Origin of the sequence: Alkalimonas collagenimarina (genome assembly GCF_030717845.1) — a bacterium.
GTDB lineage: Bacteria > Pseudomonadota > Gammaproteobacteria > Enterobacterales > Alteromonadaceae > Alkalimonas > Alkalimonas collagenimarina.
Map to the genome: position 1 here is coordinate 90,952 of NZ_JAUZVZ010000005.1, position 12,954 is coordinate 103,905.

The 12,954-nt window shown below is 48.7% G+C and carries 14 protein-coding genes; 5 read left to right on the forward strand and 9 right to left on the reverse strand.

Features of this window, described 5'->3' with window-relative positions; translation table 11 throughout:
- Positions 1–22 precede the first annotated feature (22 nt).
- Entirely contained in the window at positions 23–424 is a 402-nt protein-coding gene (locus Q3O60_RS04600; protein ID WP_305892737.1) for a rhodanese-like domain-containing protein, read from the forward strand.
- Positions 425–510: 86 nt separating this feature from the next.
- Here the strand turns inward: Q3O60_RS04600 and suhB are convergent, their stop codons facing one another.
- From suhB to Q3O60_RS04615, 3 genes are all read right to left on the reverse strand, one after another.
- Positions 511–1,314, reverse strand: a complete 804-nt coding sequence (suhB, locus tag Q3O60_RS04605) for an inositol-1-monophosphatase (protein WP_305892738.1) — start codon at positions 1,312–1,314, stop codon at positions 511–513.
- A 54-nt stretch (positions 1,315–1,368) separates the two neighbouring features.
- Complete coding sequence (locus tag Q3O60_RS04610) at positions 1,369–2,334, reverse strand: tRNA-dihydrouridine synthase (protein WP_305892739.1); 966 nt, start codon at positions 2,332–2,334, stop codon at positions 1,369–1,371.
- 98 nt (positions 2,335–2,432) lie between these two features.
- A complete protein-coding gene (locus tag Q3O60_RS04615; protein ID WP_305892740.1) occupies positions 2,433–4,874 on the reverse strand; it encodes a lactonase family protein in 2,442 nt (813 codons plus the stop codon).
- Between the two features lie 237 nt (positions 4,875–5,111).
- On the opposite strand from Q3O60_RS04615, the gene Q3O60_RS04620 reads away from it, so the two are divergent.
- The gene (locus tag Q3O60_RS04620; protein ID WP_305892741.1) at positions 5,112–6,620 is read left to right on the forward strand and encodes a hypothetical protein; all 1,509 of its coding nucleotides are present in this window, start codon (positions 5,112–5,114) and stop codon (positions 6,618–6,620) included.
- A 48-nt stretch (positions 6,621–6,668) separates the two neighbouring features.
- Here the strand turns inward: Q3O60_RS04620 and Q3O60_RS04625 are convergent, their stop codons facing one another.
- The 4 genes from Q3O60_RS04625 to Q3O60_RS04640 all read right to left on the reverse strand — a co-directional run bounded on the left by Q3O60_RS04625 (position 6,669) and on the right by Q3O60_RS04640 (position 9,261).
- On the reverse strand, positions 6,669–6,881 hold the full coding sequence (locus tag Q3O60_RS04625) for a hypothetical protein (protein ID WP_305892742.1): 213 nt from the start codon (positions 6,879–6,881) through the stop codon (positions 6,669–6,671).
- A gap of 90 nt (positions 6,882–6,971) precedes the next feature.
- Entirely contained in the window at positions 6,972–7,883 is a 912-nt protein-coding gene (locus Q3O60_RS04630; RefSeq protein ID WP_305892743.1) for an ABC transporter ATP-binding protein, read from the reverse strand.
- The gene (locus tag Q3O60_RS04635; RefSeq protein ID WP_305892744.1) at positions 7,880–8,707 is read right to left on the reverse strand and encodes an ABC transporter permease; all 828 of its coding nucleotides are present in this window, start codon (positions 8,705–8,707) and stop codon (positions 7,880–7,882) included. The genes Q3O60_RS04630 and Q3O60_RS04635 overlap by 4 nt, the downstream gene beginning before the upstream one ends.
- Positions 8,708–8,913: 206 nt before the next feature.
- Positions 8,914–9,261 (reverse strand): DUF1840 domain-containing protein, encoded by a 348-nt coding sequence (locus tag Q3O60_RS04640; protein WP_305892745.1) that lies wholly within the window; start codon positions 9,259–9,261, stop codon positions 8,914–8,916.
- Between the two features lie 208 nt (positions 9,262–9,469).
- On the opposite strand from Q3O60_RS04640, the gene Q3O60_RS04645 reads away from it, so the two are divergent.
- The gene (locus tag Q3O60_RS04645; protein WP_305892746.1) at positions 9,470–10,138 is read left to right on the forward strand and encodes a DUF1707 SHOCT-like domain-containing protein; all 669 of its coding nucleotides are present in this window, start codon (positions 9,470–9,472) and stop codon (positions 10,136–10,138) included.
- Positions 10,139–10,193: 55 nt separating this feature from the next.
- Here the strand turns inward: Q3O60_RS04645 and Q3O60_RS04650 are convergent, their stop codons facing one another.
- Positions 10,194–10,493 carry a YciI-like protein gene (locus Q3O60_RS04650; RefSeq protein WP_305892747.1) on the reverse strand — a complete coding sequence of 100 codons (300 nt, stop codon included), beginning with the start codon at positions 10,491–10,493 and terminating at the stop codon, positions 10,194–10,196.
- 143 nt (positions 10,494–10,636) lie between these two features.
- On the opposite strand from Q3O60_RS04650, the gene Q3O60_RS04655 reads away from it, so the two are divergent.
- A complete protein-coding gene (locus tag Q3O60_RS04655; RefSeq protein ID WP_305892748.1) occupies positions 10,637–11,179 on the forward strand; it encodes a GNAT family N-acetyltransferase in 543 nt (180 codons plus the stop codon).
- An 83-nt stretch (positions 11,180–11,262) separates the two neighbouring features.
- Positions 11,263–11,799: a DUF924 family protein gene (locus Q3O60_RS04660; RefSeq protein ID WP_305892827.1), complete on the forward strand. Its 537-nt coding sequence runs from the start codon at positions 11,263–11,265 to the stop codon at positions 11,797–11,799.
- A gap of 9 nt (positions 11,800–11,808) precedes the next feature.
- Here the strand turns inward: Q3O60_RS04660 and Q3O60_RS04665 are convergent, their stop codons facing one another.
- Entirely contained in the window at positions 11,809–12,864 is a 1,056-nt protein-coding gene (locus tag Q3O60_RS04665) for a universal stress protein (RefSeq protein ID WP_305892749.1), read from the reverse strand.
- Positions 12,865–12,954 lie beyond the last annotated feature (90 nt).

Sequence of the window (12,954 nt, forward strand, 5' to 3'; positions counted from 1 at the left end):
GCAAACGCACAATGCCAGTCACATGACTGGCATTTTTTTTACCAATATTTTGGAGCAAGCGATGCAGCATTCACCCGCATTTTTAGCATTAGTGAACGCGGCGAAAGCCGACATCCGTGAGATCGAGATCCAAGGTTTGAAAGACCTGAATACGCCCTATGTGTTGTTGGACACCCGCGAAGATCACGAGTGGCAAGCCGGGCATTTACCGAGCGCCATGCATCTTAGTAAAGGGATCATTGAACGAGATATCGAACACACCGTGCAAGACAAACAGCAACCCATCATTCTGTATTGTGGAGGCGGTTTTCGTTCGGCATTGGCCGCGCAATCGTTGCAAAAAATGGGCTACCAGCAGGTGTATAGCTTAGCGGGCGGTTATAAAGCCTGGTGTGAAGCGGGGCTGCCGTTGGATAAGCCGTAGGCAAATTTGTTTTAAGATTGAATGACCCTGAAAGCAAGGTGGCTGGTGTTACATACACCAGCCCCGATTTTCAAGTATCGAATGTCTTAGCGCATAAAATCGTCAGTTAGATGCGGCCGCATATTTTTCAACATGCCTTGTAGTACCTTCGGGCTGGCCGCCACGATATTACCTGACTTCATATGGTTATTACCACCGGCAAAATCCGTCACCATCCCGCCCGCTTCGCGAACCAGCAGCTCACCGGCTGCAGTATCCCAGGGTTTTAAACCCATTTCCCAAAATCCATCGATACGACCAGCAGCAACATAGGCCAGATCGAGCGCAGCTGAGCCCGCACGGCGCATGTCTGCGACCGCAGGAAACAAGCTATTGAAAATAGCGCTATAGGTATTCAGATGTTGTTTTTGCTTAAAAGGAAAACCAGTCGCTAGCATGGCGCCAGTTAGATCGGGCCGGTTACCCACCCGAATACGACGACCATTCAGCTGAGCGCCACGACCACGCGATGCAGTAAAGAGTTCGCCACGCAGCGGATCATACACCACAGCCTGATCCAGCTTGCCCTGAGCTTTTAGCGCAATGGAGACTGCAATATGGGGGATACCACGAATAAAATTAGAGGTACCATCGAGGGGGTCGATGATCCATTGGTAATCGCTGTCTTGGCTGCCATAGTTGCCGTGCTCTTCGCCGATAATACTATGGCCGGGGAAGGATTTGCGCAGCGTTTGAACAATAAGCTGTTCCGCTTCCTGATCGATGTTGGTGACAAAGTCATTGCTGCTTTTCTCAGTGGACTTAACGATATCCAGCTGTTCACAAGAACGAGCGATTATAGTACCAGCGCTGCGGGCAGCACGAATGGCGATGTTTAACATCGGATGCATAGCGATTACCTTATTGGATAAAGAGCGATTAAATCTTACACAAAAGTGCGGCGGCTATTGTAGCGATTTGGCCGGTAAAGTAAAGGAGTTTAGTGTTTTTTGCAGCAGGATCAAAATGTCATCTGGCCGCCTTAATAGCCTAAGCTGTTGAAATAAAACTACCGCTTCCGGGTACTGAAGTTTGAGGTAACTAAACCACTGCTTAATACGATTGCAGTAGTACTTGGCTTTATCTCCGGCGACTTCAAACTCAGAATACTGCATCAACAACGCAATCACTTCAGGCCAAGGCATCGGGGCCTGCTGCTGCCGAATGCACTGTGCTAAATTTGGCAAAGCCAAGGCACCACGGCCCAGCATAATATCGTTGGTCGTGGCTTCCAGCTGGCATTGTTTTGCTTGCGCTGGAGTCCAAATTTCGCCATTGGCAATTACCGGTATTTGAATGCGTTGACGGATCTGAGCGATCCATGGCCAATAGGCCGGTGGTTTGTAGCCATCGCTTTTGGTACGGGCATGCACGGTTAGTACATCGGCACCAGCTTCGGCGATGGCACTGGCGTTATCCAGGGTCTGCGCCGTATCCTCATAGCCGAGCCTGATTTTTACACTCACTGGTTGCCCGGCAGGCACAGCCATGCGAACGGCTTTGACAATCTGATACAGTCGCTCGGTGTCTTTTAGCAGCACGGCACCGCCGCGGCTTTTGTTGACGGTTTTAGCCGGGCAGCCAAAGTTGAGATCAATACCCGGTGAGCCCATCTCCACAGCGCGAACGGCATTTTCGGCCAGCCAATGCGGTTCCTGTCCCAGCAATTGCACCCGTACCGGAACGCCAGCCGCTGTTTTACCGTCTTGCTCCAGCTCCGGGCAGATACGACGAAACACCCGTCGCGGTAAGCGCTGATCAATCACCCGTACAAACTCAGTAATGCACAAGTCAAAGCCACCAATCCGGGTCAGCATATCGCGCATCAAGTGATCAACCACGCCTTCCATCGGCGCGAGAATAATTTGCATGGCTCACTCGGTTTTTTCTAAAGGGAGGCGATTATAAAGAAAATGGCGACGGTGTTACAGTAAAAAAGGCTGGTCAGTATGACCAGCCTGCACAGTTATTACTTGGAAATAATTACTTGTTTCTGAGTGGTCGGATCCAGTTGTTTTAGAGCACCCTGGCTGGTCGTCAGGAAAGTACCATTTTCAAGCGGCAGTGCATTGTAATACTCAGGGCTTTGTCCAATGATACGGCATTCCTGATTCTCTAAATCATAGCTTGCCAATTGGCTAGCCAGGATCAGCAAGCGCTGCTTGTTAGCATCGAAGCGAATTTTTTGAATGCCTGAAACATCAATATCCAAAATGTTTTGTCCAATACTGTTCTGGCATTGATCCAGTAGCAGCTCTGTTTCCAGAGTTTCAAGATCTAACCGATAAATGGCACTTTGGCTCTGACTGGCTATAAACAGCTGCTGGTTGTCTACATCCAGGGCTGTGTCATTCAGGCCAGTAATAATACCTGCTTGGCCAGCGCTGCCATCAAACTCAAGTAAGCTACGCTCGCCGGTACTAACATCAATCAGTAACACCCCGTTTTCCAGAGCAAACTGCGCCATATACAAAGTGCCGGTACTGGTATCGAAGTCACCGCCTGCCAGAGTGCCGATGTCAACACCGTTACCAGTTTCACTATCGCTGATAACGCTCAAGCTACCGTCAGCCAGAGACGCTGACCAGATTGCATCACTTAAGCCAACTAGCAGTGCATCATTGTCATCATGGTAGTACAGGCCACTTGGGTAAGTGTTAAATGGGCGATTGATTTCACTCAGTTGGCTGCGGTTACCTGTTGTTAAATCAATTGCAAACAGGGATTCGGCCGCATTTTGGCCATCATCCAGGACATAAAGTATATCGCTGTTATCGGTAAAGGTTAGGTATTGCGGTGATAATAGGCCGCGGCCTGAACCTATGCCTGAGCTGACCAATGCAGAGCGATCACCAGTCTCGGTATTAACTTGCAGCACCACTTCAAAACTTGAGTCTGCAACCAGTAAGGTGTTTTCGTCCAGCATGGTCATGTCCGAAACCTGTGCTGTAGGGTGCTCCAGGCTCGGAGTTTCTTCTGAGAGAACAGTTGTTTCCAGCCCGCTCAAGTTCACCTTGAGGATGTTTTTAAAACCCGCGACATACAGCTCATTGTGATCAGTCCCAGCAGCTAGCTTGAATGGTGAATTATCCAGACTGAGCAGCTCATGGCGATCGCCGGTCACGCGTTCCACTTCAATCAGCTTACCGTTTTGCGAAAGGCCCAGCAAACTTTCGTTATGCCACACTATCTCGAACAACGGTAAAAAAGGTGTGTCGTCTAAGCTGCTTTGAGATAGTAACCTGATACTTTCATCCGCTAAGTCGACCCGGTACAGCATGTCGGTTGCATAATCGGCATCTGCCTCTGCCAGACGCAGCAGTACATAAACCAGCTGGTTGGTTGCATCTAGCCGGGTATGCACAGCGGTGACCTGAGTGCCTTCATCCAATTGTGGTTCATAGGTCTGCAGGGTACTAAACTCTCCACTGGCCAGATTCAAAGCAAACAGGTACAAGGTTGTGCCAACATAGCGGCTATACAGCAGCCGGCTGCCATCGGGGTCTAGGCTAAACTGGGTTGGTTCACCAACTACAGCCAGCGTCTGATAACTGAAGTCAGTCAGCTCAATGGCAACCACATCACGATTGTCCATGATACCAATCAAGCGGTCATGCTCAGCATCGAAGGCGATATATAGCGGTGCTTGCAAAGTACTGGTTTGAACTGTCGCAGCTTCATCATCCCGATTGCCAGATTGATCTTCGACGGAGACTACTATCTCCACATTACTGTATGGTTCTATCTCTACATCAGCAGTCCATTCAAATTCTTCTTCATCGCTCTCATCATTGTCTTGTGAGCTTATACTTTGAGTTGAAACTCGCTGGGCAGCAACACTTTGGCTTTGCACATCGGCAGCAACTCCATTGACTATCAGTGCACTGATACCATCACGGCTGCTCGCCGTACCGCGGACTGTGATGGTTCCCGCAGATGTTTTTGATTGTGTCCAGGGAAAAACGATCGCAGCCTGAGGAGGAGTCTCATTTCCTGATGCTGGTTGGTTTCGGGTGGTGCTCACAAAGTTAGCACTGATACCACCAATAGTCAGAGTAGTTGTTTGGCTGGTTGTGTATTGGGAGGCCGCTTGATGCCGCACTCGGATTTGAGCTGCATTATTAACTGTTGCAGCGGCAGTAGTAAAGTCACCATTGTTGACCGAGTACTCACCATTTTGAATGCTGATACTGGCTGCTGCATTAATACCTGAGACAGTAATACTGTTTGAGGTGACAATGGCTTCAGGATCAACGGCTGACTGCGCAGTAAAACTAAATGGATTTGGCTGAGTATTCACTACCGGTGGAGGAGGTGGGGTCCCTGAATCCGAGCCTCCACCACAACCTGTAATAAGCCATGCAGATAACACCAGCAAGCAAAGCCTGCTAACAAGCATAAGTTGTTTCATTACTATTCCCTGTTTAGTTATGTATTATTATTTCGATGATAAATCTATTCTCAGGCGAACAAAAAAGCAACAAATAAAGAGCCATTATTGGGAAAAATTTATTGTTGTTAACATTAAGTGCTTTAGGTCTTGTATCCCATGAGCTACGCCTGTCGACGAATAACTTGCGCAAATTATGTCCTATTGCCTATTCTAAAAACAGATGAGTTAAACATTGTTAGCAAGAAGGTGTTCGTTATGCTGGGGCTGTTAAAAACAGGGCTTATGGCCGCATTGTTGCTGCTGGTAAGTTGTTCCAGTGGACCCCGGCCGCAGCATGATCCGGTAGAGCAAGCCCGGCAGATACAAGCCTTTGCTGATCGTTTGGAACAAGTGTGTCTGGATAGAAACCTGACGATCCATCCTTATCCACATGAGGGGGATCATGCTGTTGCCCAAAGCTGCACCATGTGGCGTCGGGCTAGGGGCAGTTCTGATTTTGATAATCGTTTTTTTGTCTACCAAAATCATCATTCGTTAGTGAACGAGTTAAAACATCGCTTTGGCGTTATTTACCATCGACAAATTGGTACTGTTGGGGTTTGCGAAGTTGGCCGAGAGCATTATATGCTGCTGCGTGACGGCGAAACCGTGCTGAACATCGTTTATCAGCGTCACGCCAACAATGGTGCCTATTGCAATCCACGAGCACCTGAAGGCCGTTGGCAAGAAGTAATGGTTCGCTTATCTAAAGCCTGCGCCTTTGAAAGCGAGTATGGCATGTATTACTTGCTGGCTTGTGGTGACAGCCGGCGTAGCCCTTATATGCGCACTGCTTGGTATGGTACTAATGTCGGCAACAGTCCAGAAGATATTGTCATTGCAAGGCAGAGTGTGTTGAATCTGGCGCGCTTATCGGTTGAGGAGATAGAACAACAGCAGCTGGCGCAGCAAAGCAGAGATGCAGATGAAGCCTGGTTGCTAGGAGTAGCCTACCATATCGACGGCATTGATCATTTCATCGAAAGGATCGCGAGTTCAAACCAGTCTAATCGTGAACACAATCAAGCTATGCTGCAACGAGTTCGGCAAGAACGGGAAGCACGCTATCAGGCTATTAGTGCTGGAATTATGCAAGGGCTGCAAAGTGGTCAGGCTAATATAGCTGAAAGCCTGGCCCGCCACGAAACCTTTGCAGCCGATGTATCTCGCGAGTGGCAACGACAACAGTACCAGAATACCCTGCAAGAATTGACTCAGCGCCCACAGTTTGATGCCGCTCAACTGTTGCCATACCAAAGGGATCCAAGCCAAACCGTTCGGCAACCCAGCTCCATGTCTCAAACCGAGAGTCATGCTTTATCGACACAGCAAGTCAGCAAATCCATTTCGTCAAGGGCGGCTCAGTCATCGGCAGCCACACCGGCACAGCCGCAGGCAACGACTGCCGATAAGCCAAATCAATGCTGGTTTCATGCAGAGCCACCGTTATCCAGCTGCATTGAAACTAACACTTTTGAGAACCGTGGTGACTTGATTATTGTCACCACCAACCGTTGCTCAAGGCGTATTTATGCTCGCAGTTGTGGCGCCAGGACTAATGCACCTGAGTTTTGCGCAGTGTCTGGGCTGCTGCCAGGTCAAAGCTGGAGCCACAAAGTGTATAAAAGCTGGCAACCGACCGGCCAGTATCGCAACCAATGGGTGGGTTCAGAAAGTCCGGCTGAAGATTGGATCTGTGCCGATAAAGCGCAGTGGCAACGGTAATGCATATAACGATACTAGTGAGGGCGAGTTCTTTCGCTGGAAAAGTGATTACTTCACCGGTATATCTTCCAGTAACTTGATGATGGTTTGGTTAGTACCTAACTGAGCTAATTCGATAAGGTAGCTTCTTTCCAGCGGTTCCATGGTTCGGTTTGCCACCAGTTCTTGTACCAATGGTTCTTCACCATTGGCTATAGCGGTTTTCAACGCCGAGTAGTTGGCGATGCTGTGTTTATTCTGACCTGCAGTGTCAGTGTCCATTCATTCCGCTCCATTTAAATACCGATGACGTTCTGACACCGGGTGGCTGCAATGATTCAATACGTTGGCACATTGATATATTGGTATGTGCTATGCGGTATTGAATAGCTTTTGCTCCAGCGTCTGGCCTTTGGTCAGATTGCGGTAGCGCCAGCCGTTGGCTGCCAGGCATTGCAATAGCTCTAAATCAAAGTTGGCATTTTGTTGCGGGTCATAGCACAGCTGCAGTTCTTTTTTCTGCATTGGGCGAATACTCAGCAGGCCGGGCAGCTGGCCAATCGCTGCTGTCACTACTTCGGTATTATCATCTTCCAGCTGTAGCGTTAAATACTGCTGTAGCTGCTGTTCGTTTTCGCTGGTGGTATCAGCTTGCAGCTTGCCGTGCTCAAGATACAGCACCTTATTGCAGAGCTGCTCCAGTTCGAAAATATTGTGTGAGCTGATCATAAAGCTGACGTCGCCGCTTAATCGGTTGATTAACTGACGAATATGCAAGGCGTTGACCGGGTCCAACCCGGCGGTGGGCTCATCCAGTAAGATAAGCTGCGGTGAGCCGATAAAAGCCTGAGCAATGGCGGCTCTTTTACACATGCCATGGCTGAGTGCTGCTGCTTTTTGTTGCACCTGTTCGGCTAAATCGACCAGCGTCAGGACGCGCAGCGTTTCTTGGCGTGCTGCCTTGGAACTTAAGCCCTGCAAGCGGCCATAAAAATCCAGTTGTTCGCCAATACTAAAGGCAGGGTCAAACCGGGCATCTTGTGGTAGTGCGGCCACTTGACCAAACAAGGCGCTGCTGCCGGGCTTGTGGCCAAACAGGCTGACACTGCCACTATCTTGCCGTAAATAACCACATATAATACTGAATAACGTGGTTTTGCCGGCCCCATTGGGGCCAATCAGTGCGGCAGTATCGCCCTGTGTCAGCTCAAAATTCAGCTGCTGTAAGACGGTTTTACTGCCAAAGCCTTTGGTGACATTCGTACACTGAATAATCGGCTTCATAAGGCTCTCCTTGTTAACAGAAGGCTGGCAAGACCCAATAACACGACGGTTTGCACTAAAGGGAGTACGGCATGCTGTAAGGTTTGCCAACCTTGTAAAGGCAACAATTGCATGACCTGCACACCCGGCAGATAACCAAGCAGGAATAAGAAATCTGGAAAGTAAACAATAAACCAGCTAAGCAGCGCAACCAGCAGTCCCAGGCTTACAATGGCCAGGCTGACGGCTAACCGGGATGAGCGCACCATAGCAGAGAAACAGCTCATTAAAGCGGTAAAGGGCAATAATACCAGCAGCAAGTTAACAGCAATAACCGCCGCCGCGTTCAGCATCGGTAACGTTAAGCTGCCTTCGCGCCAGGTTGCCAGAGCAAGAGTTGCTACCAGCGACAACAGGATTAAACAACACTGCACCAGCATCTGGCCGCTAAACCGACCTAGTACTATGCTTAACCGGCTGCTGCGCAGGGCAAGCAAGCGCAGGGTGCCACGCTGCAGGTCACTGCACAGCTGGTTGGCGGTAAAGAACAAGCACAGCATGGGCAGCAGAAGTAAACTGAGTATCCAGTAAATAGCCAGCTCCGGGGCAGGCCAGGCGAACAGCTGGCTTAAGCCTGTGCTGCCAAACATATCACTGAATACCTGCTGAAAACCTTCCGCAACGATGATATCGCTGGCTGGTGCTATGGCGTAACGCAGCAGAAAAAACCAGATCACCGTGGTAGCGGCTAAGGTCATCAGGCCGCGGCGGGTGAGCAATAAGCGTCGTAACTCAAAACTGGCATATAAACCGCAGTGCTGTAATGTTTGCTTAGGATGGGGCATGTACATTCCTGTCATAAGTCGTGTTCGTTATGAATAATTACACTAACGTCTAGCGTAGTCGTCATAGCAATGCATTTGCAGCATTGATGCCAGTATTTTTATATTTAAATTCAACGAGTTGATTTTTAACCCAGCCGGGCCGTTGGCTAAGGCCACGAAAAGTTCGCCATTTTAACCACGATATACTTTATGTTGGTGTATCTACGTTATCCGACATCCCACATGACAGGGCATTCATCCCTGATAGCGGCATTTAATAATTTAATCAGAGGGAATGAGCGGTGCTTCAGACTAATGGCTGGTTCAACATCATCAGTCTCTTCATTCTCATCTTGCTCTTGATCAATGTCTTTGTCGGGTTCCACTTCATCAGACTGCTGGGCTTTTTCTATTTCAATCGCAGCTTTTAACTTCGCTAGTGCCTGAGGGACATCTTTGGCTGACATAGCGTTTGGGAGTTTCTCATCATACCCCATAATTTTGAGGATATTGATTGCAACATCACCGAACATAGTGACATCGGAGGTCGCAGTACAACTAAATGTAATTAACATAGATAGTCTCCGTAGAAAGTGAAATGGTTGTGTGCTGTTACTCTTTCCCGGAGACTTCAACTCCCTGCCCGGCGGCCTCTGTACTTGCACCGCATGACGCTGCTTATGACTACCTGTGAAACCCTATTCACATTTTGATACGAAATAAAGCGATCAGTTTGCGCAGCCTATGCTAACTTCTATGAAGTAATTAGAACAGGAGTGTGTTATGGCTATTGATTGCAATGGAGTGAAGATAGAAGATCGGCCGTTTGATCAGGTACGGGAAGAGGCCATTGATCAACTGATCATGAATTACAGTCATGGCAAGCTATCGGCAGAGGCCTTTGAGCGCCGTTTGGATCTGGCGACCAATGCGACGCAGCATCAAGAGTTGGTAGATGTGGTGGCGGATTTGACCTTAGAGCCAGACAAACAATATGAACAACAGCGAGAGCGTAGTTTTTCTCCGCAGTATCAATCGGGTAACGACACCCAGCATGAGCGCATCATCTCTGTGTTGTCATCGAATCAGCATAACGGCCAATGGCTGGTGCCTGCTGAGATACAAGTTATCAGTATTCTTGGTTCGGTGGAGCTGGATTTCTCTGAAGCTATCTTTCAACACCAGCATGTAGTGATCCGGGTGAATAACTGGGTGGGTAGCCTTGATATTCTGGTACCTGAGCAGGTGAATGTGGTGTCCAATATGTTCAATATTATCGGCAGTGCCAACAATAAGGCGCCATCAATGGGTGGCCGGCAGGCACCGAAAATTGTGATTGAAGGTTACTCAATACTGGGTTCGCTCGAGGTGAAGCTGAAACGGACCATGAAAGAAAAATTCAGTGCCTTTGCCAATCAATGCCGTGATATGTTTGGTTTGGGTAAGCAGTGATTCAGCTTGGCCGTGGCATTGTTACTCCAGTTGAATTGTTACTCCAGTTGAATTGCTACCCCAGTGGTATGGTGGCCTGATCGCCGATTACGGTACTCCATAGCCTTACTTCCCAGTGCCCGACTAAACCATTCATCACGTAGGGGTCGTGCTTAGCAAACTGCTCTGCCACCTCGGCAGATTCGCCTTGAAACAGCAACACAGCACCATCGACCGGCTCATCTAGGGCGCCAGCCAGTACCAGTTCGCCCCGGGCTTTGGCTGCCTTGGCATGCGCTAAATGTTGGCCACGCCATGCCTCCCGCCGTTTGACATAATCATCGACCAGATCGCGGTAAAATAACAGGTAATGCATGGTTGCTTCTCCGATAACGTTATCGTGTGTCCCAGTCTGCCGTATTTCACTATGCAAGAGCAAGTCGGCAGTGAGTCTGAAGTTCGCATCTTCGGGGTGTTTGGGTATATAGTATTGTTATTATTCATTTATTAGCCCGGTTCATGATGACAAAAGCAACAGCACGGCTTCGCCCAATGCGGCAGCAGGATTTTTCGGTGATTTCAGCCTGGCTGGCAGAGCGGGAAGAAATGCAGAAAGTCTGTGGCAATGCTTTTCAGTACCCGTTGATCGAGTCGGTTTTTAACGACTATTTTGTTGAAGGCCCCAAGCAGAATGCCGAACGACAATGTTTTGCTTATGAGCAGGATGGTCGTGTAGTGGGGATGTGTAGCTTTACCCGCATTGATTGGCCGAATGCGTTTGGCCATATTGGTTTGGTGGCCGTGGACCCGGCTTTGCGTGGGCAGGGGCTGGGGCAACAGATGTTTGCGGCACTATTGCATAAAGGCTTTGTTGAGCATGGTTTTCATCGCATTGATTTGTATGTAATGCAAGGCAACGATGGTGCTAAGCGCTTTTATAGCCAGCAGTTTGGGTTTCAGGATGAAGGCTTGATGCGTGAAGTGCTAAAAACTGAGCAGGGGTATACCGGTTGGTATACCATGAGTTTATTGACAACGGAGTGGGCTGGCCGACAGGAGTGAATCTGTTCAAGCAGTGGGCCTGCCATAGTAACGCACCTGAACCCATCATAAACAGCATAAACACGAGGCTAACCATGAAAACCATGCTAAATACCGTACTGACTTTTTGGTTTGAAGAATTAAGCCCGGAGCAATGGTTTAAAAAAGATGCTGAGTTGGATCAGCACATTGCGGATTGCTTTACCACCTTGCATCAAAAAGCGGCGCGATGCGAGTTGTACCCCTGGCGTCAGCAAGCACGTGGCCGTTTGGCTGAAATTATCGTGTTGGATCAGTTGCCACGAAATATTTATCGCGATACACCTCAGGCGTTTGCAACCGATGCGTTGGCCCTGGCGCTGGCGCAGGAGGCCATTGATTTAGGGTTTGACCAAGAGCTGACCACAGCAGAGCGCAGCTTTGTTTACATGCCTTTTATGCACAGCGAGTCGGTAGAGATCCATGATGTTGCTGTGCGTTTGTTTGACCAGGAGGGCCTGGAAACCAATCTTGAGTTTGAACTGAAACACAAAGCCATCATTGATCGGTTCGGCCGCTATCCCCATCGCAATGCCATCCTTGGCCGGGAGTCTACCGAAGAAGAGTTGGAGTTTTTGCAGCAACCCGGCTCTGGCTTTTAAGCTGTCTCATTATTTGTGAGTTAACATGCCGCTTAGCCGGCTCAGTAATTGTTTGCTCTGCCACAGGCGCTTTGGTACTGCTGATTTCGCCGTGTGACGTTTGATGTCACAGGGCTTCACCACCAGAACATCACAGGGGATATGTTGAACCAGATAATGAGTGGTATTGCCCCAGAACCTGGCGACTTTGCTATGCAAATGTTGATTACCGATGATGGCTAACTGAGCATGAAATGAATGCACGGCTGCCGGGATTTCATCATCCGGTAACCCCACTCGAATATGGCCGCAGTCCGAATCAAGATGATTTCTGGTTAAATAGGGTTCCAGCTTTGCTTGGTGCTCTTGTTGTGGGCTAAGAGCTTGCTTGAAGCCGGATGCTTTGTCGTACTGTATCCGGACAGATACCGATTCACCACCGCAGCAATTCACTACATGCAACTGCGATTGCAAGGCTGGCACCAGTTGCTGACTTGTTTGTAAAATCTTATCGTTAACCATCTGATGGGCTGCGTTATCCTGATCCAAGTCGAGACAGGCCAGTACATTTAACTCTTGGTGCTGGGATTGTGGTTTGACGAGCCAGACCGGAACCTCCAGATCGTTAATTAAGAAATGATCGAGATTACCGTTGATCAAATCGAACATGTGGCGCTTACTCTGTGCTTTCAGTACTAAACTGATATTGCTTTGCTCTATCAGGCGCCGAACGGCATATTTCACCGGCTCTAACCAGGAAATGACAATATTCAGTGATACATCCTGATCGGTGAGAGTACTGATGTGTTGGCAAATCTCACGCTGCTGTTGCATAACAAAATCTGCCATATCATCTGAGCTTTCCGTGCCCATCTTGTGCATCTGTTGGTAATAGGACTTAAAAACGGTGATGGCGCTGTGCTTTTTCTTAGCAAAAGCGATGGCGCGATCCAGTGCATAATGCTCAGTACTATGAATGTCTTCGATGACCAATAAATGATTGAATGTGTTGTTCATACCAATTGCCTCTTCCTGTGTCCCTTCAAATAGTGAATGCAGCAAGAAAGCGGAACATGCTGTTTTCATGGTTACTACTCGTTTAAGCGGGGTTTGTAGGCAAACACCGACACAGGAATGGTAATTTATTTAGTGGTCAGAGCAGTTGACTGGGAAGAT